20 protein-coding genes are annotated in these 23,892 nt (G+C 45.3%); 10 read left to right on the top strand and 10 right to left on the bottom strand.

Annotated elements, in window-relative coordinates:
- The first annotated feature begins 8 nt into the window (after positions 1-8).
- The 3 genes from MF542_RS00830 to MF542_RS00820 are packed head-to-tail and all read left to right on the top strand — an operon-like array spanning position 9 to position 3,671.
- Positions 9-1,070 carry a DegT/DnrJ/EryC1/StrS family aminotransferase gene (locus MF542_RS00830; RefSeq protein WP_247014949.1) on the top strand — a complete coding sequence of 354 codons (1,062 nt, stop codon included), beginning with the start codon at positions 9-11 and terminating at the stop codon, positions 1,068-1,070.
- On the top strand, positions 1,067-2,956 hold the full coding sequence (locus MF542_RS00825) for a hypothetical protein (RefSeq protein WP_247014947.1): 1,890 nt from the start codon (positions 1,067-1,069) through the stop codon (positions 2,954-2,956). Before MF542_RS00830 ends, MF542_RS00825 begins: the two co-directional genes overlap by 4 nt.
- Before the next feature lie 34 nt (positions 2,957-2,990).
- Positions 2,991-3,671, top strand: coding sequence for a sulfotransferase (locus tag MF542_RS00820; protein WP_247014945.1), 681 nt, complete (start codon positions 2,991-2,993; stop codon positions 3,669-3,671).
- 16 nt (positions 3,672-3,687) lie between these two features.
- Here the strand turns inward: MF542_RS00820 and MF542_RS00815 are convergent, their stop codons facing one another.
- The 6 genes from MF542_RS00815 to rfbC are packed head-to-tail and all read right to left on the bottom strand — an operon-like array spanning position 3,688 to position 12,397.
- Positions 3,688-6,621, bottom strand: coding sequence for a rhamnosyltransferase WsaF family glycosyltransferase (locus MF542_RS00815; RefSeq protein ID WP_247014943.1), 2,934 nt, complete (start codon positions 6,619-6,621; stop codon positions 3,688-3,690).
- Positions 6,622-6,663: 42 nt separating this feature from the next.
- Positions 6,664-8,931 carry a glycosyltransferase family 2 protein gene (locus tag MF542_RS00810; RefSeq protein WP_247014941.1) on the bottom strand — a complete coding sequence of 756 codons (2,268 nt, stop codon included), beginning with the start codon at positions 8,929-8,931 and terminating at the stop codon, positions 6,664-6,666.
- A gap of 15 nt (positions 8,932-8,946) precedes the next feature.
- Positions 8,947-9,825, bottom strand: a complete 879-nt coding sequence (gene rfbA, locus MF542_RS00805) for a glucose-1-phosphate thymidylyltransferase RfbA (protein ID WP_247014939.1) — start codon at positions 9,823-9,825, stop codon at positions 8,947-8,949.
- A gap of 42 nt (positions 9,826-9,867) precedes the next feature.
- Positions 9,868-10,767 (bottom strand): dTDP-4-dehydrorhamnose reductase, encoded by a 900-nt coding sequence (gene rfbD, locus MF542_RS00800; protein WP_247014937.1) that lies wholly within the window; start codon positions 10,765-10,767, stop codon positions 9,868-9,870.
- A 1-nt stretch (position 10,768) separates the two neighbouring features.
- Positions 10,769-11,818, bottom strand: coding sequence for a dTDP-glucose 4,6-dehydratase (gene rfbB / locus MF542_RS00795; RefSeq protein WP_247014935.1), 1,050 nt, complete (start codon positions 11,816-11,818; stop codon positions 10,769-10,771).
- Between the two features lie 15 nt (positions 11,819-11,833).
- Positions 11,834-12,397 (bottom strand): dTDP-4-dehydrorhamnose 3,5-epimerase, encoded by a 564-nt coding sequence (gene rfbC / locus MF542_RS00790; RefSeq protein WP_247014933.1) that lies wholly within the window; start codon positions 12,395-12,397, stop codon positions 11,834-11,836.
- A 121-nt stretch (positions 12,398-12,518) separates the two neighbouring features.
- On the opposite strand from rfbC, the gene MF542_RS00785 reads away from it, so the two are divergent.
- The 5 genes from MF542_RS00785 to MF542_RS00765 all read left to right on the top strand — a co-directional run bounded on the left by MF542_RS00785 (position 12,519) and on the right by MF542_RS00765 (position 17,234).
- The gene (locus MF542_RS00785; RefSeq protein WP_247014931.1) at positions 12,519-13,685 is read left to right on the top strand and encodes a glycosyltransferase; all 1,167 of its coding nucleotides are present in this window, start codon (positions 12,519-12,521) and stop codon (positions 13,683-13,685) included.
- A complete protein-coding gene (locus tag MF542_RS00780; RefSeq protein ID WP_247014929.1) occupies positions 13,682-14,641 on the top strand; it encodes a hypothetical protein in 960 nt (319 codons plus the stop codon). The genes MF542_RS00785 and MF542_RS00780 overlap by 4 nt, the downstream gene beginning before the upstream one ends.
- Before the next feature lie 66 nt (positions 14,642-14,707).
- Positions 14,708-16,141: a mannose-1-phosphate guanylyltransferase/mannose-6-phosphate isomerase gene (locus MF542_RS00775; RefSeq protein WP_247014927.1), complete on the top strand. Its 1,434-nt coding sequence runs from the start codon at positions 14,708-14,710 to the stop codon at positions 16,139-16,141.
- Between the two features lie 9 nt (positions 16,142-16,150).
- A complete protein-coding gene (locus tag MF542_RS00770; RefSeq protein WP_247014925.1) occupies positions 16,151-16,618 on the top strand; it encodes a VOC family protein in 468 nt (155 codons plus the stop codon).
- Positions 16,611-17,234, top strand: coding sequence for a hypothetical protein (locus tag MF542_RS00765; RefSeq protein ID WP_247014923.1), 624 nt, complete (start codon positions 16,611-16,613; stop codon positions 17,232-17,234). Before MF542_RS00770 ends, MF542_RS00765 begins: the two co-directional genes overlap by 8 nt.
- A gap of 62 nt (positions 17,235-17,296) precedes the next feature.
- On the opposite strand, the gene galU is transcribed toward MF542_RS00765, so the two are convergent.
- From galU to MF542_RS00750, 3 genes are all read right to left on the bottom strand, one after another.
- A complete protein-coding gene (gene galU / locus MF542_RS00760; protein WP_247014921.1) occupies positions 17,297-18,163 on the bottom strand; it encodes a UTP--glucose-1-phosphate uridylyltransferase GalU in 867 nt (288 codons plus the stop codon).
- Between the two features lie 39 nt (positions 18,164-18,202).
- The gene (locus MF542_RS00755) at positions 18,203-19,474 is read right to left on the bottom strand and encodes a hypothetical protein (RefSeq protein ID WP_247014919.1); all 1,272 of its coding nucleotides are present in this window, start codon (positions 19,472-19,474) and stop codon (positions 18,203-18,205) included.
- 178 nt (positions 19,475-19,652) lie between these two features.
- Complete coding sequence (locus tag MF542_RS00750; protein WP_247014917.1) at positions 19,653-20,273, bottom strand: 2OG-Fe(II) oxygenase; 621 nt, start codon at positions 20,271-20,273, stop codon at positions 19,653-19,655.
- Positions 20,274-20,378: 105 nt separating this feature from the next.
- Between MF542_RS00750 and MF542_RS00745 the strand changes: the two genes are divergently transcribed.
- Together MF542_RS00745 and MF542_RS00740 are read left to right on the top strand one after the other, a co-directional pair.
- Positions 20,379-20,918: a hypothetical protein gene (locus MF542_RS00745; protein WP_247014915.1), complete on the top strand. Its 540-nt coding sequence runs from the start codon at positions 20,379-20,381 to the stop codon at positions 20,916-20,918.
- Positions 20,919-21,048: 130 nt separating this feature from the next.
- A complete protein-coding gene (locus MF542_RS00740) occupies positions 21,049-21,477 on the top strand; it encodes a hypothetical protein (RefSeq protein WP_247014913.1) in 429 nt (142 codons plus the stop codon).
- A 49-nt stretch (positions 21,478-21,526) separates the two neighbouring features.
- On the opposite strand, the gene MF542_RS00735 is transcribed toward MF542_RS00740, so the two are convergent.
- Positions 21,527-23,746 carry a patatin-like phospholipase family protein gene (locus MF542_RS00735; protein WP_247014911.1) on the bottom strand — a complete coding sequence of 740 codons (2,220 nt, stop codon included), beginning with the start codon at positions 23,744-23,746 and terminating at the stop codon, positions 21,527-21,529.
- Positions 23,747-23,892: the final 146 nt, after the last annotated feature.

Raw genomic sequence — 23,892 nt, 5'->3', positions numbered from 1 at the left:
GGAGTTATTTGTCTGAAATTCATGCAAACCGCTGGTATACCAACTTTGGCCCCTTGAATAGCCGCTTTGAAACCGAGATGGCGCGCTTTTTAAAGGAAACCGGGTCGGCAAAATTAGAAACAGGAACATTTTCATCAGCTACCACAGCCCTTGAACTGATGCTGCGGGCAAAACGTTTGGGCAAAGAGGCTAAGGTTTTAATTCCTGCGCTGACTTTCCCTGCGACGGCTCTCTCTGTACTTAACGCCAGTTATCAGCCAGTTTTTGCGGATGTAGATAGGCATAGTTGGTTATTGACGCCTGAGATTGCCCGAGCAGCACATGCGGTAGAGCCTCTTGACGCTGTCGTACCTGTGGCAACGTACGGTAAACCGCTAGACGGTGAAGCCTGGTTGAAATTCCAACAGGAAACTGGCGTACAGGTATTTTGGGATGCAGCTGCTGTTTTAGGACAGCAGGCGGTGCCTGAGGATATTACATCTGTTTTCTCGCTTCATGCTACTAAACCCTTTGGTGTTGGCGAAGGAGGACTTGTCGCTACCAGTGATCTGGAAACTTTGGAACGTGCTCGATCTCTTTCTAATTTCGGGTTTATTGGCCCTGGTGGTATGGTGCAGCAAACGGGAACCAACGCAAAGTTTGGTGAATATTATGCTGCGGTTGGCCTACAGCAAATTGCACGATGGGGTGAAGTTGTTGAACGGCGCAGGAAAATTTCAGAGTTTTACTGGAAAGAATTGAAAAAATTAGGCAACCGGATTGAATTACAGGCTGGTTGTGGTGAAGAGTACATACCAGCAACCTTGCAGATTTATGCAAAAGGAAAAGGGGGTGCTATCTTTGATGCTCTTGCTGAAGCAGGAATTCAAACACGTCGATGGTATTTACCTTTGCTGCATGAACATCCTGCACTTCATGATATACCGTTTATTGATAATATGCAGGCGGAAGAGGCTTTGCCTGTAAGCTTGGAACTAGCTGAAGGGTTGGTGGGCTTGCCGTTCCATGCCTTTTTATCAGAAGATAATATTAGAGAAATTTGTGACATAGTTGTTGGGGTTATTTCATGACAGACGATAAGAAGAAACAAGAGAAACTGATCACGTCTATTCATGAGTATCGGTCGCTGGTGAATGAAGAAAAGTTCGACGATACTGTTGGTGTTTTAGTCAGTATCTTTAATCGCCTCGAACGAAGCCAAACAACCTTTGGTGAAAACCTGACGACGCTAACGCCATTAAGTGAACAGGAAGCAACGATTTTTGCATCTGCATTCACGCAGATGATCACATCCCCTAATTTCGTTATGCGTCGCCGTATGTTTGAAATATTAGCGCGTAATAAGCGGGTAGTTAGCCAAGCATTTGAGATTAGCGGCTATAGGGGCACAAGCCATTTTATTGAGATGTTGGCCACTAAGAAAGAGAATGGTTCTCTGAGCATCACCAGAGCAAATGTTCCGAAACTCTTATGTGTAATATCAATCAATTCTATGAATGAATCGCTTCTGAAACTGTTGTTGAAACAAAATAAGGATATTGCGTGGCCAATTGCACGGGCCTTCTTGACAGAGCAGCTTGTCTACAACCCTAAAGCAGAAGAAATTCGTTCCGAACTTTTCTCCAACAGTCATCTATGGAGTGATTTAAAAGCTACGGATGCTGTGGCTCAAGCCATGGGCCCCGTTTACATGGGGTGTAGCTACGCAGATGCTCCTCACAAGCATGATATCAAAAAAACCGTTAATTCGATTGTGAGGGATTGGCTTTTAAGGAAAGGGCTGACTGATGTAGATTTTTCCAACAAGCCTAGGCCTATCAAAGAGAAGCCAACACTCATTGTAATGGCAGAACTTTATACGGCCATTCACGCAATGCATCGCTGTTATGGCCCTGCGATCCGTTCTCTGAGAGATCATTTTAAGATTATCTATATGTCTGCTGAAGGTAAGTGCGATCCGAAGCTTGAGTATATGTTTGATGAAATCGACACCGAAACATTGGATCACGCAAACCCTGCAGCATTTTTTGATAAGGTAAAGGCATATCAGCCAGATGTAATTTATTACCCGAGCGTGGGTATGCGCATGTTGAGTATTTATGGAACCAACCTAAGGCTTGCACCTGTTCAGGTTATGACATACGGCCACCCGGCAACAACACATTCGAAGTATATTGATTATTCGCTCCTCGTTGAAGGTTTGGTCGGGAGTGAAGACACTATCGCCGATAAAATCATTTATTGGCATGAAATAGCGCGCTATGAACATCGGCATGATGCTCAAAAGCCAAAGGCATTCATTAAAGAAAATGCTAAAAGCCTGAAAATTGCAGTGCCGGCTTGGTCACGGAAAATTACACCAAGGTTACTGACAATCTGTCAGAAGATCGAAATGCTCTCTACAAAGCCGGTAGAGTTTGTCTTTTTCCCAAATGGCGCAGGATCTCTCTACCAAGCGGTCAAGCGTCGGGTCGAGAGTATGTTCACAGCAACAGTGTTGCCGCGCACCAACTATAACAAGTATATCAGCGAGCTATCCAAGTGTGATATTTTCCTGAGTTCCATACCTTTTGGTGCGACCAATGGTATTCTTGATGCGTGTCCGCTCGGACTACCTATCGTGAACATGAAGGGGGACGAGATGCATGCGATGAACGATTCTGAGATGGTTTCTCACATGCCTCAGCCAAATTGGTTGTCCACCGATGATGAAGGGGATTATATCAGGGCTGTATTGCGTTTGATCGAAAATGATGAAGAACGTGTAGAAATTAGTAAAGCACTGGCTAACTTTGATTTTGATGAAGTAATGATGGTAAGCCCCGACGGCACATGCCCGTCATTCGGTCGGGCGGTACGTTTTGCGTATGAATATCATGAAGAACTTCAAGCTTCAGACCAAAAGTCTTTTTCTACTCAAGAGGTTGTAACAAAACTGGGTGAAAAGGCAGCATAACTGCCTGATACGCAGGATATCAGTTAGGTTTACTATGGAAAATCTACCTTTTGTTTGCATTGTAACATATGGCCGTTCCGGCTCTACGGTTTTGCAAACTGTTCTACAAACGATCCCAGGATACCATATTCGCGGAGAGAATATGAATGTACTATATTCTCTTTATAGGGCTGCTAATGCTGCCCATTCCACTCGTTATGATCATGGTAATAAAGACCACGGTATGGAAGAGCCCTGGTATGGAGCCGATAAAGTTGTACCGGAACGGTTTTCTAAAAAGCTGATAGATATTTTTGTTGAAGAGATTATTCAGCCACCTTCAGATGCTAGAGTAATCGGCTTTAAAGAGATTCGTTTTCATGAAGCCGGCCCCGAACAGTTTGAAGACTATCTGAATTTTATCCATGAAAACTTAGCGCCATGTAAATTCGTTTTTAATGTGCGAAATTGGCAAGATGTTTCTAAATCTGGATGGTGGGCTTCTATGGACCAGGAACTGGTCCGAGGAATTGTTGAAAGTTGTGACAGTATGTATGCTGCATATCAGCAAAAGTATCCTGAGCGTACACTCCAGCTCTCATATGATGAAACCAAAAATAATCCAGCAGCTTTCCAGCCACTCTTTGATTTCCTCGGAGAACCATTTGATTTGGAAAAAGTAACTGAAATCGTAGGCAGAAGATTAAAACATACCGGGTTACAAAAGGGGCAGTGATAAGCCCCTTTTTCCGTTAAAACATAGTAGAGGTATCTGCCTGCCATCCTTCCAGATAGCCTCTCAACCTTGCTTCGTTTTGCTGCATTCGGTCTTCAATGATATCCGCTTCGAGCCCTTGCTGTTTACCCCATTCGCGGTCAGCTTTGTTTAAATCGCTTAGAGTATTTTGAAGCTCTTCTTCATTACTGATCAGCTTATAACCAAAGAAGTGTTTGAAGAAGGCAGCTTCCACCATATTTCGCTCTTGATTTTCTTCTGGGGTAAAGTCGTGGCTATGGAACACGACAGAGCGAACAGCATACACTTTGCTATAACCGGCCTTAATAATATCATCAGCCCATATTTGATCTTCACCAAACTTAGTTTCGCGGTAAGGAAGTTTTTCCCAAACCTTACGGCGCATGCAGCTGTTATTATCGCTATAGAAATGCAGAAATTGGTGCCACTGCACATCCTCATCATTTTTGAAGCGCTTTTTGTTAGTGGTTTTACTAACGCACAGAGGGGCCTCAAGCATATTTTGAAAATGCGTGTTGAGATCGCGTTTAGTGAATTCCGAAGCATCTGGATATGGTAGATGTTTTCCGAAGGCTCCTGCCGCATCAGGGTACATTTCAATAGCGGACACCAGATTGTAGAGCCAGTCTTCGTTTGCGGGCAAAGCATCATGAGTGAGAAAGGCGATAAATTCGCCATCGGTTAATTCTGCCCCTAAATTACGTGTACCCCCATGATTGAAATCCTTCTTTTCGATTTGATGGAGCTTAACGGATGGGTATTTGGCGATGGCTTCCAGCGTGCCATCTGTTGAGCCACTGTCAATGACGAGTACTTCGTATGGCCAGGGAGTGTTTTGCTCTGTCACAGCCTTTAAAACGCTGTCTAGAATAGGACCAGCATTTAAGGTTGGAATAATGACAGATGCTTTGTTTTTACCTTTTTTGGAGCGCTCGCTTTTTGGTGCGATATCATTACCAATTTCGTTCAATCGGTCGAGGATAGCCTGTTCCACAAGTTCAGCGGACGCTTGCCAGCTAAAGCCCTGAACCCAATCCCGGGCAGCTAACGATTGTTTTCTTCGCTTTTTCTCATCTTTGATCAGACACTCCATAGCATCAGCAATTTTGCTTGGATGAGGCTCGGCTAGACTTACTGTTTCTTTGGGGAAAATACACTCTGTGCTTTCCCCTTTTAGTTCTACAATAGGCAGGCCACACGCCATCATTTCCTGAGGTACGAGTGAATAATTAGTTGCTGAAAAAACGACGCCGATATCGGCTTTTTGGAATAAAGCTGCTAGCTCTTCCGGCGAGGCAACCCCATGATCTTTAAACCGGAAGGGCGCTACCTGAAATTCCAGTTCAGCGCCGAAGAAATCAACTTCGAAATCAAGGCCACGTTTGGCAAGTTCCTCCAAAGCTAGCATACCAAGTTCTACAGCACGACGTGCTGTGAAGTGCCGCGCATAAAACGCAATACGAGGGCGCTTGTTAGGTTTCTTTTTAGACACTGGGTGATACAGCTTGGTGTCCGCGGCTAGCCAGAAGGGCCGTGCCCAGCGTCCGTATTTTTCTTCCATGAGTTTTGCAAGCCATGGACTAGCACAAATGCAGTCTAAATCTTCATAATAGGTTTGTTCAGCGGCCAAATAGTCGCTCCCCATAGCATGGAAGCTAGGTTCAAAATCCTGTACGAAGTAAAAACGGCGTTTGAAATTACTGGCCGAAAGCGCAGGCCATACTGTCCAGCAGTCTGTGGCGATAATGACATCACCTTTAGCTTTCTTAAAGCGTTTGTCCAAAAACTTTACTTTTCCGGTAAACTGCTGGAAATGCTTTAAAATATCATCCGCAGCCTGTTCTTCAGATGAATGCTGATTTGGTTCATTTATCCAGATAGTTTGTTTGTGACCTTGCTTTTCAAGAAAATTTGTCATGCGGAAAATGGTCATATGACCACCACCACCAGCCGCGAAATCTGGAATAATCCAATGAATATTCAGCTTGCTGCTTTTGAAATCCATCGTTTCTGGCGACAGATCTGTTTTAGGGTAATCAACCATGCCTCGAAGGCGATCGGGAACAGGGAGTTTAGCTTTTGCTCTCACTTTCCTTTTCGTGGTCTTCGGTTGTGTCTCACCAGATTTTATACCGATAGTAAGATAATGTAACAGTGGGTCATCTGTTTCTGGGTTTAACTCTTTGTGGCAGGCAAAGTAAGCGGTGTTGCTAAAATCAGGAGCAGGGTCAAACTTGTTTTTAGGCGCAGTGATATAATGAAGAAGTGGATTATCTTCTACCATGTATTCTTTATTGAACACCCTATACCAGTGGGTGTTGAAATAGGGATTTGGCTGAAGTTGATATTTGTGTCCGTATGAAACGAAATGGAAAAGCAAATTCCCCTCGTAATCCCACAAATTGGAATAATGATTACGATACCAGTCTTCCATAAACAGACCACTATCTTTTATGAGCAGCATATCTTTAAAAAGTTTTTTGCCGTCTTTACGGAACTGTAATGTGACAGGGAAAGTTAAGTTCCCCTGATGTTGGCCTAGTTTTAAAAAATGTTCCAATGCAGAACCATCATAATTCTGTGCCTCTGGGTATGCTTCATAATAAAGCTCAGAGGAAAACTGATTTGATGGGTTTTTGCCGCGTTTATGGCCAAACGTAATATATTGAGCAAGTGCATTAACACTAGGCTTACGAGCCCCGGGAGCATGTTCTCTGTACCAGTTGGGGTCGAAATAACGGTTGGGTTTATATCCTTCTGCATCACCCACTGAAATGTAGTGATCAAGAAGATCAATATCTTTTTGAAGTACGTCGGGATAATTGGCAGCATACCAATCGCTATTAAACAGCCCAGATTGAAGGATTACTTCTTTTGTACCCTTAGACTGTGCAAAAGGAGTGGCGATAGATTGAATAATCTTCTTCATGTAATTCCGCTTAGCGTATTCGATATGTGCCTGTAATATTAGTTAGCGGCAATCACGCTTCAATATAGAAGCATGAGTTGGCTCTTGCGCTAGTAGTACGGGAGAATAGTACCTATCTGCAACTAACAAATCACGCCATTTTTGGCGTATTTTCTCCCGCTCAGCTTTTTCGCGAACTTGCTTTACTTTATCTTGAGCATCATAGCCACGACTTTTAGATTCTAAGTGTTGAAAGGTAATGGCTGGCACATAAATATTTTTTAGTCCAATTTTGGAGACAGCCAGACTGAAATCCACATCATTAAAGGCGACAGGCAGGTTTTCTGCATCAAATCCACCAGCTTTTTCATAGGTATTTCGGTGACAGGCCAGAAAGGCTCCAATGAGCGCTGATGTTTGGTGCGGTAACTGTGACCGCTGATTATAGCTTTGGTTCGGGCTTTCGCCGTAAGCTTCTTTCAGTACAATGTTATCTGGGTTGAGAATGTACCCGCCATATTGCAGGGTACCATCTTCAAACAGTAGGCGCGCACCAACAGCGCCAACAGTCGGGCGGTTCAGATATCCACGTAATATATGATCCCAGCCGTAATCCAGTGCGATTGTATCGTTATTCAAAAACAACAGATATTCAGCTTCAGTAGCCTGTACGGCAAGATTGTTGAGCTCGGCCCAGTTGAATGGAGCATCGTGTAAAAGCACACGAATACCGTCCATTGCATCCACTCGTCTTAGCCAGTCTTTTGTGTCTTCTTCTACACTGCCGTTGTCCACAATGATGATTTCGGTGTCGTAGGAATGCTGCAAAGTGTTTCGGAGGCTTTTGATACAGTTCCGCGTGAGATCAAGCGCGTCTCGCATTGGAATGATAATCGCCATTAATGGGTTTTTCGCAGGCAATGGCCATTTTATATAGCCAGTTTCTGCTGCGACGCCTGCATATGGATCATTGGCTTCCAGTTCAAGTTTGGCGTCTGGAGTTGTTCTCGCGAAATGTGCTTCAACAGCTCGTTTGTATTCATTTACTGAAGCGATACATGTTTGTTTTGCTTCAAAGAGCATATGGGGAACATGGGAAAACGCCTGTTCGCCTAATTGTTCATAGGCTTTGAGCCACATATCATGAGGCTTCATACCTTCAGGGAAAACACCTTCTTTTACGGCAAATGCGTTGGCATAAGCTGCTCTTGTCAGGAGTTCTTCATAGTCAAAGCTGTGCTTAAAAATAGGGGTTATGGTGCCGTCTGTTTCCATCCATTCGTGGTCAGAAAAAAAGATAACAGCATTCGGATTTTTTAAGGCGGCTTCTTGGAAGAAATATTCAGCGCTATCGGTTGCTAAAAGGCCTTCGCCAGCATAAAGTTTTAACGCTATAACCTTTTGTGGCCTAGCGGTGGTTTCCTGCAATAAATGCTTTGATTGTGAATAAGCCGCAACTGGGATCGCAGCATAGTTTTTCAAGTCTGGTAATGCATTTTGAATACACTCGATCTGCTGCTGGATGTTTTCAGGGCTCTGTTGTGCTGCATGCTCAAGCGCATTTGTAAAGCGAACAATGTTAAGCGGATATGAGGCACCCATGTTAGGGATAGCGCGAGCAGGACATATTGGGGCACCGGTTGCGTGATCGAAGACCGCAAGAATTAAATGATCCAGCTTGGCTAGATGCCCAGGTATGGTTACCGTGAAGGTAAAACCTGTGTGTTTAAAGCCCGGGTGCTGCTCCTCAACATCACGGCGAAGACCGTCAGCCTCAGTAGTGCCAACATATGTACCGTTCAAATAGAAATCCAGTCGCAGGCTTTCCCCTTTACGGCTCAAATCCAGGGCATAGCCAAAACATTCATTGCCTCTAATATCTTCAATCACGCCAAGAACCGGAGCAGGTTGGTGACCAAAATAACTTTCAATGCGTGTGGCAAAATCTGCTGCTGAATAGCCTGAGGGGCCATTATCTATAATCTGTAAGAAACGCCAGTTGTTGCTTATGGCTAGCAATGCCTTTGTACGGTGTTCAACCGATTTTATTTTGGTGCCGAGATGCTTTTTTACAGTCTGAATAACCAGCTTTTGCTGTTCAGCAGAATAGGGCATCCAGGCGAGCGGTTTGCCGAGTGACAAGGGCTGTAGGACCCCATAGATAAACTCTTTTGAATTGATAAGGCCGCTTAGAACGCTGGCAACAGGCTTACCTTCTCTACGGCTAATATCGCTTTCATGCTTGGGTTCACGGCCCAGAAAGATGAGCAGGAAGCCTCTGGCATCATCCGCGCTACAGTATTTTTTCGCTTTTTTTCCAAGCCCAAACATAGCGTTTGCCGCAACCTACTGGCTGCGGCTTTCAAATTTCAACAGGTTGGAAAGGTATTCACCGTAGCTGTTTTTATATTTTGCAGCTTCTTCTTCAAGTTTGCTGTCATCAATAAAGCCTGAGCGCCAAGCTACTTCTTCCGGGCATGCAATCTTCAGGCTTTGGCGCGCTTCAATTGTTTGCACAAACTGGCTGGCCTGCAACAGGCTATCAACAGTACCGGTATCCAGCCATGCGGTACCACGCAGAAGTTTGATAACGTTTAAATCACCGCGCTGAAGGTAAGCATCATTTACGCTGGTAATTTCCAGTTCACCGCGTGCAGAAGGTTTAACTTCTTTCGCGATATCAACCACATCTTTATCATAAAAATAAAGGCCGGTTACCGCGAGGTTGCTTTTCGGATTAGTCGGTTTTTCTTCCACGCTCAATGCGCGGCCATTTTCGTCCATTTCCACGATACCGAAGGCTTCCGGGTTGCCAACAGGATAGGCAAACACGTACGCACCTTTTTCAACACTGCCAGCCTGCTGGAGATACTGAGTGAAACCTGCGGCATAGAAAATATTGTCGCCGAGCGCGAGCGCACAAGGTTGGCCGTCTATAAACTGTTCGCCAAGAAGGAAAGCTTGGGCAAGGCCTGCTGGTGTTTCCTGCACGACATAATCAAGCCTGATGCCCCACTGGCTACCATCGCCAAGAAGGTCACGGTAGAGTGGCAGGTGCTGTGGTGTGCTGATGATCAAGATTTCCCGGATACCCGCCAGCATAAGTGTGGTGAGCGGATAATAAATCATCGGCTTGTCGTAAATTGGCAACAGCTGCTTGCTGATTGATTTTGTAAGAGGGTAGAGGCGCGTGCCTAAGCCGCCAGCCAGAATGATACCCTTCATAGTGTTTCCCCGAATTCTAAAATAACTTGTTTAAATACTTCTTTAGCCTAGCTGACCTTCACCGAAAAGGCGTTTTACGCATTTTGCGGTGCTTTCGTACCAATCTGGCATTGTAATACTGAACGCTTCCTGAACTTTATCACAATTAAGCCGACTGTTCATTGGGCGTTTGGCAGGTGTTGGATATTCCGCTGTCGGTATTGCATTTGCCTTTGGTACGGGGTGTCCGTATTTGCGGCCTTCTTCAAAAATGAAGGAGGCAAAGCCATGCCAATTCGTATCTCCCGAACCAGCCAGATGATAAACACCCGCGACATTAGCAAGTGGTTTTCCAGCGTCTAACTGTTGTACTATTTCCAAAATGGTTTCAGCGATATCAATAGCATAGGTTGGATTGCCGCGTTGATCTGCAACTATGTTCAGTTCATCTCGGTTCTGAGCAAGCTTTAGCATTGTTTTTAGGAAGTTATTTCCAAAAGGGCTGTAAACCCAGGCTGTGCGCAGGATGATGCTATTCGGGTTTGATGCAGTTGCTGCTATCTCACCAGCAAGCTTGCTGCGCCCATAAGCCCCTTGCGGGGACACGGGATCAGTTTCCACATAAGCATCATCTTTATCTCCATCAAAAACATAGTCGGTGGAGATGTGAATGAAGGGCACCTCAAGGCTTGCTGCAATAGCTGCAAGAGCTCTCGGGCCTTCTATATTTACTGCGTTTGCAGTTTCTTCGTTATCTTCCGCGGCATCTACAGCAGTGTAGGCAGCCGCGTTAACAATCGCTGTTGGGTGAAACGCCGTTATGGCAGCACGCATACCTTCAGGGTCTGTAAGATCAAAATCCGGCCGACCCGCGGTGGCAAGCGTGATGGCTTTATGCTCTGCCGCTTCCTTGAGAGAAAGCGCAACTTGGCCAGATGAACCTGCAACAAAAATGCGGGTCATATTAATCTTCCTTCAGTACGCCTTTGCGTTCGGTCGCATGGCTGCGAAGCGGTGCCCACCACCATTCATTATCCAGATACCACTGGATTGTTTTTTTGATGCCAGTATCGAAGTTCTCTTCAGCTTTCCATCCAAGTTCGTCTTCAAGCTTTGTTGCATCAATGGCGTAGCGTGCATCATGACCCGGTCGGTCGGTTACATAAGTAATCTGTTCAGCGTATGGCTTGTTTTTCGGGCGTACTTCATCAAGGATTTCGCAGATACGTGTTACCACTTCAAGATTAGTTCGTTCGTTTCTGCCGCCCACGTTATATTTCTCGCCCAAACGGCCTTTGCTCATAATGGTGAAAAGCGCCTTCGCGTGATCTTCTACGTAGAGCCAGTCGCGAACATTCGAGCCATCGCCATAAATCGGAAGCGGGTGGCCATCAAGAGCATTCAGGATTACCAGCGGAATAAGCTTTTCCGGGAAGTGGTATGGGCCGTAGTTATTTGAGCAATTAGAAATTACAACAGGGAAACCGTATGTCTCGTGCCAGGCATTTGCCAGATGGTCTGCTGATGCTTTGGATGCAGAATAAGGTGAACTTGGATCATAAGGCGTTGTCTCATGGAATAAACCTTCGTCACCAAGGCTGCCGTACACTTCGTCAGTTGATACATGAAGGAAACGGAATGCCTTTTGGTCAACCTCCCGAAGGCCAAGCCAATAAGCACGGGCAGCCTCAAGCATATTGAATGTACCAACAATATTGGTTTGAATAAATTCACCAGCACCAGTGATAGAGCGGTCTACGTGGCTTTCAGCCGCTAGGTGCATTACCGCATCAGGTTGGTGCTTCGCAAATACTTCATCAAGGGCATTTCTGTCGCAGATATCTACTTTTTCAAAATGATAGAGTTCGCTGTCTTCAATTTCCTTGAGGGTTTCAAGGTTGCCTGCATAGGTTAGCTTATCAACGTTGATTGCTGTGTAGCCGAGGTCTTTTACCAAATAACGGCATACCGCTGAGCCAATAAATCCTGCACCGCCTGTTACAATAATTTTCATCGATAAATTCCTAAACTACCCTTCGAAAACGAACGGGTTTTCAATCTCTTTTAATTTTGGCTGAGCACGATCCTTATCTGAAAGGATTGCAGCAGTAATATCTATTGGCCATTCAATGCCTAGATCGGGATCATCAAACGCAATGCCTGCATCATGCTCGGGCTCGTAATAATCGTCTACTTTATAGCAGAATTCGGTATCTGGTTCGAGCGTACAAAAGCCGTGGGCAAAGCCTTTGGGAACCCAGAGCTGTTGCCAATTCTCAGCAGATAGTTCAACCCCGATATGTTTGCCGTATGTTGGGGAGCCTTTACGGATGTCAACGATAACATCCAGCACTTTACCGCGAGTTACACGTACAAGCTTTCCCTGTGTATAAGGAGGTGTTTGAAAGTGCATACCGCGAATAACGCCAACATCACGGGACAGGGACTGGTTATCCTGTACAAAATTTACGCCTGGAACAACTTCTTCGAATGCACGTGCATTAAAAGTTTCGGAGAAAAAGCCCCGATCATCACCAAACTTTTTAGGTGAGAACAGGTAAACTCCGGGTAGTGAAAGTGCTTCCGCTTGCATAAAATATCCCAATTATTATTGGCTTTAAGAATGTGCCCTTTATACTGACCGCAATTGGCAAATAAAAGAGCCATGATGAATATATTCTGAATTAGGCTCAATAGGGAAGAAAACGGCGTTTATGTCAGCGGTTATGCGGCATTGGGATGATGGGGTAGACCTCAGAACATTCAGTGAAAAATGCATGGATGGATTTATTGGGCTGTCTGACGCTGGCTTCAGTGCGGATGAGTGCGAAATATTGGCCTACCACCCTGGTGTTGAAAACAACCCATTTCAGAGAATGTTGTATTCCCGTGCTATGCAATTTGGCATGGCGCCTATTGCTGTAAAGCAGTTGTCTGAATTGGAAGATGTACCGTCTGGTATTAAGCTTTCTGTACATTTTCATTGGATACATCAGGTCTTTTCAAAGATTAATACAGAAATAGAGGCTCATGATGCAGCTGATAAATTTCTAAAGAATGTGGAAAGTCTGAAAGATAGGGGGATTAGAATTGTTTGGACCATCCACAATGTAATTTCCCATGGTTCGCAATATGAAGCTATTGAATTGAACTTACGTATGCGGTTTGCAGAGTTAGCAGATATCATTCACGTAATGAATCCCAGAACTGCAGCACTTTGTGCACCGTATTATATGCTTGATTCCCAAAAAATACTTGAAGTACCACATCCATCATATGCGAATGTTTATGGTAGTTATCTGTCAAAGGCTCAGGCTCGGTTAGAGCTGGGGCTGCCTCCTAAGCAGCCTGTATTTCTTTTGTTTGGCTCGTTGATGCCCCAAAAGGGTACACGGCAGTTTCTTCAGGGAATGGACGAACTTCAGAAATACTTCGGTGGAGAGGCTATAGCACTGGTTGCTGGTAAAGCACGCCTTGGCAGTTTCTATGAAGAAGTACTAAAGCTTTCATCGCCCCGAATTGATGTAAAACTCATGGCAGGGCATGTAGATGATCAGCATATCCAGATGTTGTTTAAGGCCGCTGATGTGGTGGTTTGTCCGTATATTAAAGGATTGAATTCCGGTGTTGTGATGACAGCAGCCAGTTTTGGCAGGCCAGTTGTAGCACCGTCTTTTATTAAACCAACGCTCCGTGAAGTAACGGATGCTATTACGGAATTCGACCCCGCTGATTTTATCAGTTCATATGAAGCGTGTGCCGCAGCGTATGAAAAATCACAGAATTCAAATTTGGAATTAGAGCTGCTCACCTGGGCTGAAGCGAATGCTGCCCATGCTGTATCGGATAAGTTTTTTGGTGAGTTGAAAGCACGTTCATGACAGAACTTCCAGGATATAGAGCGCTAAGAAAAAGGGATTTTAGAGCTTCTCGGATTGGTGCTTTTGGCTCAGTTAAGCGGCAGAAGGTACTGCTGCCACGTAAAGGACTTAGTAGATCTTTTTTTATTGGTAGCGCCGATAATTGGTTTCTTGATCTGGAGATTGTTGCTGGTGGTAGAGAAGCGATAAGGAACGCGGTTTCGATTGAGTGGAGTTTTACAAATTCTTTTGGCAAGCCGCTTGAAATTGGTGATCAGGAATATACTGATTACCTGTTTGCTGATCCGGTAGGATTTTCTTCTCCACAGAGAGTATGGGTGAAACGCCCAAGAGACGCGGTTTTTGCAGTGGCAAAAATTTCTCGCTTAATAAAAGGCGTGGATGTTGGTATGTCCGCGAAGTTGAAGCTTCAGAAGTCCCTCTTGGGCTCCGGAGAAGCAAAAGAACGTTTGTCGCGTGATCGAGCGACACTTGGGAAGTTGCTTGTACAGGCTACCGAAGAAAAGCGGTATTGTGATGCAGGCGATATTTTAGCGCGGATGGTTTATCTGTGGCGTATGCCGGAGGATCGACGTCTGCTGGAAGCTTGCATCGATGCAAGGAAGCTTATTGAGCAGGATTTCCGCTTACCTGTCCCGAAGCAATCATATAAAGCAGGTCAATGTACCTGGGAATATACTCAGAGCTTAAGTGGCAATTTATCTGCAGATGGTCTTTTGTCACGTTGGCTCCTAAGCGAAGTATTATTGCTGATTGCTAACCTAAAGCAGCAAAAAATTAAAACTGTGGTGGTTAAAGGAAATGGTTTGCTGCTTGGCAGAACTTTAGCTCTTACGTTAGCTCAGCGAGCCTGTAATGAGGCCTTCGAAATTACGAGGGAAGCAGATATCCCGCTTCTTGAAGTCGAACAGGTTTCTCAGTTTATTTCCCTTGAAGAAGTCTACAGTTATTTATAGCCGAAGCTTGTTTCATCTGCCGATTTGCATAGAATATTTAGAAATTGATTTATTTGGAGATTTTATATGAAAAAGACCATCTATCCTGTGATTTTATCAGGTGGTTCTGGCTCGCGCCTTTGGCCGATGTCGAGGTCTAAATTTCCAAAACAGTTCCTGCCAATGCTTGGCAATAAGAGCTTGTTTGTGCAGGCACTTGAACGAGTTGGGACAGATTATGGCTTTGGCATGCCTTTGGTAGTCGCTAACGAACATCACCGTTTCATTGTAAATGAACAAGCAGATAAAGCTGGAATAGAATTGCAATCTGTTATTCTTGAACCAGTGGGCCGGAACACTGCACCAGCTATCGCGGTGGCTGCTCTTCAGGCCGCTAAGGCAGATCCTGATGCGTTACTTCTTTTCCTTGCCTCTGATCATGTGATTCTTGATACGCCGGGTTTCCATAAAGCTGTGAACGCAGCCGCTTGTGCCGCTAAAAAGGGTTACCTCGTATGTTTTGGTATGAACCCAACACGTGCGGAAACCGGATATGGGTATATTCAAGCTGGTGAGGCGATCGAGGGCGCTAAAGGCACATGTGTGATCGAAAGTTTTAAAGAAAAACCAGATGCTTCAACAGCAGCAGCGTACCTCGCAGATGGTGGTTACAGCTGGAATAGCGGTATGTTTATGTTTGCGGCTTCTACGATCCTTGAGGAATTTGAAAAATTGCAGCCTGAAATGCTCACTGCCTGCAAGATGGCGCTTGAGAGCGCCAAACCAGACCTGAATTTCCTCCGCATGGGGGAGAGGGAATTTGGTGGAGTTCCTGCTGACAGTATTGATTATGCCATTATGGAAAAAACTGACCGCGCAGCGGTGGTGCCCGCAGAATTTGGTTGGTCTGACGTAGGTAGTTTTTCTGCGCTTGCAGGTGTTCAAGATGCGGATGCAGATGGTAACGTAACCGTGGGCGATGTGCTCACTGTAGACACTAAAAATACCTTCGTGCACGGTGACGGGCATTTGATTGCCACAGTAGGTGTTGAAAATTTGGTTGTTGTCGCTACCGATGATGCAGTGATGATTGCTAACAAAGACCGTGATCAGGATGTAAAAAAAGTTGTGGAGCAACTGAAAGCCGGTAAACGAGCCGAAGTTGATTTTCATTCCACCGTCTACCGCCCTTGGGGTAATTACCGAACACTAGCAATGGGTGACCGCTATCAGGTAAAAGAAATTGAGGTTTATGCAGGCAAACGCTTAAGCCTTCAGAAACATCATCACCGGGCAGAACACTGGGTGATTGTAGAGGGTTCCGCTGTAGTCACCCGCGATGAAGAAGAAATGCTTCTCACTGAGAACCAAAGTGTTTATTTGCCGGTTGGAGCGGTGCACCGTCTTTATAATCCGGGCAAAATCCCGCTCAGATTAATTGAGGTGCAATCCGGTAGTTATCTGGGCGAAGATGATATTGTACGCCTTGAGGATGATTTTAATCGGGAAAACGATAAATAGGAGACTGCAATGCCTGTTGACCGTGTACCAGAGGGTTATTCAACCGTTGCACCTTTTATGGTGGTTTCAAACGCTAGAAAAGTGATTGATTTTCTGAAGCATACATTTGGCGCAGAAGTTAACGGACTTGTTTATGGTGATGTGGGACCAAGTGGCGAACGGCTCATCATGAACGCGGATATAACTGTGGGGACAAGCCGTGTGTTTGTTGCTGATGCACGAGACGGCAACGCGCCAGCCCCAACCTCGTTTTACTGTTATGTTGAAGATGTTGATGCTTGCCACGCGAGAGCGCTGGAGGCAGGTGGTGTTGAAATGATGCCGCCCATGGATATGTTTTATGGTGACAGGCATGGCGGTGTGATCGATCCGTGCGGTAACACTTGGTTTATTGCCAGCCATATTGAAGATGTTACAGATGAGGAAATGCAGCGCCGTGCCGATGAAGTGAATGCTGAAAGGCGAGTATTTGGATAAGATTACGGAAAGACTATATCCAACATGGATGCAACTACCGTTACCAAGTAATGTGGAACGAATAACGGCTTTGGAAGAAAAGCCCTATTTAAATAGGGCTAGTAACATACTTGAGCGAAGATTGTGGCCTTCTCCGTTATACCCAAATCGCGAAATATATTGGCCTAAACCGAATATAGAAGCACGAGCCGTTAGAGAGACTATTCTACCTCTGGACTATGACGACGGATTTGATGATGCGGAAAAAATTGATCGTTTTTTTAAAACAGCTACACCGAAGGGTGTTGTTGTATGGGGATTAGGGTGTGAAGAGTATGGCTTATATCAAGGTTGTTATACAAACTCATTTCGTGAATGGATAACTACTCAATTAGTATTTCAACCCGTTTGCGTGTTAGCTGTTGAACAGGAACTATGCTTGATTGTTGAGCACGCAACTCGTTTTTCCGTTATTGGAGGCGATTCTTCATTGATAGAATTGTTTGAGGAAATATGGGGAGGCGCAAGTGTGCTTAGAGGGGATTTTCTGAGTTATCTTGAGGAGGGATCTGTTGGTTTTGGAGCGGAGGATAATGAGGCAACGAAAAATTGGATTCTTCCATGGTGTGGTTGGTAGGCTTTATTATAAAAGCCCGCGGTCATATGGAAGCGGGCTTTTCTTTGTTCTTTTGTGAAGGATTACTGGAATGTAATCAACTGGCGCATTTGAGAGGCGAGGATTGGATCATCTCCGGCCATTGAAAGGTTCGCCATCAACCAGCCGATTTTACTACCGCAGTCAAAGCGCTTACCCTCAAAGTTAAGGGCATGGAAAGGTTGATTGCCGATCAGCTTATCGAGCGCATCCGTAAGCTGGATTTCACCGCCTGCACCAATTTCCTTGGCTGCCAAGTGTTCCATCACTTCAGGCTGAAGAATATAGCGTCCCACCACGGCTTCTGTGGATGGAGCATCTTCTGGGTGAGGTTTCTCCACCAGCCCTTTAACTTCCGTTAGCTTGCCACTGCTTTCCCCTGGGGTGATTACACCGTATTTGCTTGTATCTTCCTTAGCCACATCCATTGTCGCGATGATATTGCCGCCAACTTCATTGTAGGCTTGGATCATCTGCTTCAAGACACCTGGTTTACCTTTGATAAGGTCATCAGGAAGGGCAACAGCAAATGGGCTATCATTCACGAAAGAACGTGCACACCAGATAGCATGGCCAAGACCACGTGGGCGCATTTGTCGAACGTATGTGATACGGCCTTCTTCCAAAAGCATAGAACGGGAAAGCTCCAGTGCTTCTTCTTTGCCTTTTTCCTGCAGGATGCGTTCAAGCTCGTAGGCATGGTCGAAATGATCTTCCATCACTTGCTTGTTGCGGCCTGTAACCAGAATGATTTCTTCAATGCCAGCTTCAAGCGCTTCTTCAACCGCATACTGAATAAGCGGTTTATCAAGCACAGGCAGCATCTCTTTGGGAATAGCTTTAGTAGCAGGCAGGAAACGAGTGCCGAGACCTGCTACTGGTAATACAATTTTCTTAACGGGTTTAATCATGAGTATATCCTAAAGGAAATGTCTTCCGTAATTAGGCGATTATAATTCACCTAGGTATTTACGAGTAAGCCTTTTTCCTTCTTCTACCGCTGGTTGGTCATAAGCGTCAACGCCCATTAGGTGCGCTGTCACCACTGTTTCCAGCATGAAGGAAATAAATAAACCACCAAGGTTTTCTTCCGTCAGGCCGTCCACAACAAGTTCCCGCACCATTCTGCCTTTTGAACGCAGCGTATCCTGTGTCGCCTTACTTTGGCAGGTAACCATGTCACCAATAGTACGAGCCGCCATATAATCCAAACCGTATTTGCGGGCCTCTTCAGGATCAATGCGCGGACCTTTGCCGTAACTTGGAATTGTTACAATTGTGCAAAACTTATCGTTTGGACCGTCAAGATACAGCTGCAACTGGCTGTGCTGATCAACAGGGCCAACCGCGCGAACAGGCGTTGTGCCATGGCCGTCCTTACCAAGACTTTCCGCCCATAGTTGCCCGTGCCAGCGGGTAAAGGAACGAAGGCTTTCTGCATACGGCATTAAGAGAATTTGGGAAATGCCTCGATGCTTGGAAAGAGTTTGTGTGGCGGCTGCTCCCACAACAGCAACTGCTGTTTCCGGATTGTTTGCGAAATCCCTGCAAACCTCAGCTGCACCATTTCTGAAACCCTCAACAGATAGACCAGAAGCCGCAACAGGAAGCATGCCTACATTTGTCAGTACGCTGAAACGGCCGCCAACATCATCTGGGTGATCCAGAATAATACTGCCCATATCTTCGCCATAAGTGCGAAGGGCACGCTCACCCGGCTCTGTGATGAAAGAGAAATGGTCTTTGATTGGTTTGATCAGAACTGCACGTTCAAGCCAACTGCGACAAGCGAGGAGCTGCGCTAGTGTTTCACCTGTTGTTCCTGATTTAGAGATTGCAATGATGTGCGTGCGTGCAGGGTTTAGGCGGTTGAACAGACGATCCATCAGGAATGGATCAAGACTGTCTGGCGTATGAATATCAACGCCCGCTGCTCCTTGGTAGGGTGCAATAGCGATGGCCGCTTGTGCGCCCAGACTGGAGCCACCTGTGCCGAGAACAATTAAGTCCGTGAAGTTATTGCGTATATGGCTTGATAGTTCACGAATACCAACCATGTCTGCGGCATCGGATGTTTGTCGGGCAAAAGGTAAGAAGCCGTCTGCGGCAAATTTTGTTGCGAATTTTGTCGCTTTGTCGAGGTTTGCTAAATATGCATCCTTAAGACCAAGTTTATCAAATTGATCCAGTGCGCTGCTATCGCCGAATGAATAGCTAAACATTTTTATCCTTAATATATCAATAGAATGGCATGAAGCCTATTTACAGTCGCCCAACTATGAAACCGTGACTGAATGCAACCTTAACCAAATGGTCAAGATTTGCCAGTAATATAGCAGATTTTATAAGTATGACTGTCAATTAGCAAGTAAATGCATATTGTTACACCTGTGAGACAGATTACTTCTGACTTTGATGCTGATAGGGGCCTTCACGAAACCACAAGTTAAAAGCCCATTTTTCTCCCTCTAAAACCGGGCAGGCTGCATGTAAGCTTTTGGGATGGCGAATTTTAGTACCGGGGTTACAGTTGTGAAATACCAGTAGTTTTCCTCTTTCAGCAGGTACCTTTATATCCAATTTAGGGAAAGTCGTTTCACCACCTTTAGGTACGTCATTTAAATAGCCCAGGACGGTGATAAGTCTCTGACCCCAGTTTTTCATGTTTCGTGCTGCTGATGGTTCCTGAGGGTTAAAAGCATCAAAATGAGCACGGTATTCCTGGCCAGTTTCATAGTGGATAACTTGAAATCTCTCAGCATAATTGATCGGCAAGCCAAGAAGCCCTGCAATACGGGAAGCAATACGTTTTGTGCCAAGATCATGACTATGATCCAACCAGCATACTGAGTTTGTTCGTGCTTCTGTAACTTTGCCTTCATCAGTGCCTGAAACCTTGGCGCGCTTCATTCCTGCCCCATTTGCTGAAGCAATCAGATGTTTACATTCCATGGATGAAAGAAAATTATCCACGGAATAGACCCGAGGTTCTACACTTAGGTCAATAATAGCACGCTGCATAAATCCCCCTATAAGCTGCAGGCTACAGCCTAAAATTTGTAATTTATAATAGTAAAGCATATGCTGCTCTATATTCAAAGCGTTGGGGAGGCTATGGGGGAAATGATGAACGATTCCGTACTTGAAACTTTATGTAAGAAGCTTTCATCTACGAAAGTATTGATTGTTATGGGGATTCTAAGTGCCGCAACGATGTTTTTGGTGTTTCCGAACCTGCCTTATAACGGCGTGAAAACACTTGATGCGCGTTTCAGCTACGATGCCATAACAGTTATGCAGGTGTTGGATGGTTTGGGCGCAGATGGCAGAGAGTTTTATAAATGGGGCAGTAGCTTCATAGATATGGCCTACCCTTTCATTTACGGCAGCTTTTTTGTGGGTTTGATATATAGGTTAAGCCCGAACGAAAAATTTCGCATTTTAGCTATTATTCCAGTGATTACAGCGATGCTGGATTTTACTGAAAATTCTATGATCACTGCCATGATCTATAACTTCCCAAATATCCCGGAAAAGCAGGCTAGTATTACTGCTACTCTTTCTACTGCAAAATGGAGCAGTGTGTTTCTCTTTGAAGCGATTGTGGTTTTGTTTATTGCCATTCAATTGATCAGAAAAATTGCGCTTAGAAAAACAGCTTCATGATATTGCCATACTTATGTTTATCTTAACGAAATCAGCCCTTTGTGAAAGGGGTGAGAGTAGAAAGCGGGTGACAGGAGTTGTTTTTCTGCTCTAAGATCATCACAGGTTAAGTTATTTCGGGGAGCGAATGATGGTTCGCATGTTTATTGGCGCACTTGCTGTTGCTTTTATTTCATTTGGTGCTTCCGCACAGGAAGATGTTGATAACTATAAGGGGACAGGGGTTCAGCCACCTGCTGAAATTACCCTCGAGCAAGGCCCTCTTGTAGGTGATGTGCGATTACCTGCCGGTACTAGGGTTAATACAGACAAAACGGTTCTAACCGGTAGTGGCGTGAATTCTTATGGTCGGATTATTGCTTCTACCAAGGGATCTTCTTCTAAAGTTGTACGTTTTTTCCTTGATAATATGCCAGCTGCAGGTTGGAATCTGATTAGTGAGCTTCAAGATGAAGATATCATGCTGGTATATACAAAACCAAACCGAGTAGTGGTGATCATGCTTGAACGTGGTTCGCGGGCCACGGAAATTCGGATTACGATGACACCGCGTAGTTAGATATATTTCTATAGCAGAAAGATAAGGCGGCTTTGAGCCGCCTTTTTATTTAGAAAATTCCTCCGATAAACAGGAAGAAGGATGTCCGGCCCGCATTATTGTGGCTGCCACCTATAAAGATAGGGCCGATCGGACTTTCAACACCTGCGAATAAAGTTCCGCCCAGTATCAGGTCATCGGCGCTGAAATCATCCAGATCCGCCCATACGTTTCCAATTTCTGAGCTGAAACCCAGATAAAGCGGGGAATCAAACAATACTTTGCTATCGTCGCCCATACGTCGATAGAAGGTGAGACCCGCCTGTGTGATGTGTGAACCAGCCAGTTCATTTCTTGAAAAACCGGAAAGGCTTCTAAAGCCACCTAACTGGAACACATTTTGGAATTCTTCGTTATCTGAGAAATTCGTTCCGAATTCAGAGAAGAATGCGAGTGTATTTCGGCCCCAGCTTTTTGCCGCAGCGAATTCAAGCTGCAGTGAACCGTTAGAAAAGGCATCCCCCTGACCAACATCAACAATATAATTGGCATTCAGGATCATACCTTTGCGAGGGAAGGTAAGGCTATCAAGTGTATCAATGCGGAAATTAGCAAAAGCGCCAAGATCATCTACAATATCATTATCAATAATGGCTTGTAGTTGAGGATCTGTAATAAGGCCGCTTCTGCGCTCAATATCAATTAAGCTATAAGCGGCACCAACAGAAAAACTGCCCCACTGGCCAAAGTTTCGGCCTGCTGACAAACTGAAATCAAGCACATTAGCACCAAGTTCAAGTGTGATGATGCCATCTTCATCCCGAAATGGAACCCCCGTGCGCTGGAAACGGGCAGTGGCCTGCAAGAAGTGTTTTTCTTTATAGTCTAGTGGTTGGTAAAGCTGGGTTTGAAGGCGCTGGTTAGAGCCAATTTCCACTTCATTTCGCCATTCACCGCCAAGACCATTTAGGCCATTTCGCGTGTGTTGGAGACTAAGCTGGACGGAGCTTTCTCCGTTAAAGTTATCATCAAAAGCAACACCAAAGCGGAGTGTATCTTTAGCCCATTCCCGGTACTTGGCATCAATCGCCAACTTGCTGCCGCCAAGTTCGTGTTCATCAATAGTGTATTTTATGCGGTCAAAATACCCGAGACCGTATAGCTGGCTCAGCCCTCTTTCTAGCTTTGCTTTATCTAATTTATCGCCAGCGGTTATACCTAGAAATGCCTCAAGTTTTGCGGTGACGAGAGGGCTATCGTTTGTGATCTGGATTTCCCGGATGTAAGGGTCTGCATGCTGGGTCTTTGCTTCCCGTGCTTCTGCGAAAGCGGTCCACTGGGTATCATCAACACTGTAGGCGGCCAACTTGCTCTCGACTTGTACTGCGGCCTCCTTCCCAATAGCGGCAATTTCAAGGGTTTTTTTGAAATCTGTAAAGCTAAAGCCTTCCATATCGGGGGTTATGATAATGTCCCCGCTTTCTTCGTTGATGGAAGCAAGTTGGATGCGAGCATTTTGGTAAGTTAGAAGCGCTGAAATTTGTTTAAGTGCGCCAGTTATGCCACGGTTTTCGTGTGCATCTTTTTCTGGGTCGACTGCAAGGTTCACTACAATCACCCGGTCTGCGCACATATTACGGGCAACGGATACAGGTACGTTGTTAGCGATGCCGCCATCTACCAACAGCTTGCCGTTTAATTCAAATACAGGGAACAGGCTGGGGACAGACATAGAAGCCACGATAGCATCTGCCAGATTACCGTCACCTAAAACTACTTCACTGCCGTTCGAAAAATCAGTAGCAACTGCGCGAAACGGGATGGGAAGGTTATCAAAATCAATATTACCGTGACTACTTTTCAGCAAGCCTCTTATCACCTGGCTCAAGTTAGCGTTATCGATAAAGGCAGGTGGGTTCACTACTTTGCCGTCTACTATGCCGAACTGGTAAGGGATCAGGAAACTATCTGTATCCTGCTTTCGGCGGAAGGTTTGCTGTTGGCGGGGAATGCTGTTTGAAAGCACCGTATCCCAATCAATATCCTGAAGGGATTTTTTCATCTCGTTCACGGAAACACCACTAGCGTATAACCCGCCAACGATGGCTCCGAAACTGGTGCCTGCGATACAGTCTACCTGCACATTCATAGCTTCAAGCTGCTCTAGCACCCCGATGTGCGCTGCGCCTTTAGCACCGCCGCCAGATAGCACAAGGCCGATTTTAGGGCGCTCTACCTCTTGTTTTTGGTCGTGGCTGTCTGCCGTGAGTGATGTTGATAATAGTCCCATAAGGCACGCCGCTGAGGCCAGCCTTTTTACTGATGTTTTAAAACACACCATCCGTAAGATATCCGCTTCATTCCCTTATCCAGACTCTCTTCATATCTGGTTCTTGAGGGAACGGAAACATAAGATTATGGCAGCGATTGGAACTC

Source organism: Kordiimonas laminariae, from assembly GCF_023008165.1.
In the GTDB taxonomy this organism is placed as follows: domain Bacteria; phylum Pseudomonadota; class Alphaproteobacteria; order Sphingomonadales; family Kordiimonadaceae; genus Kordiimonas; species Kordiimonas laminariae.
Note: the sequence above shows the minus strand (reverse complement) of the source record. Positions and strands in the feature narration are given on the sequence as shown.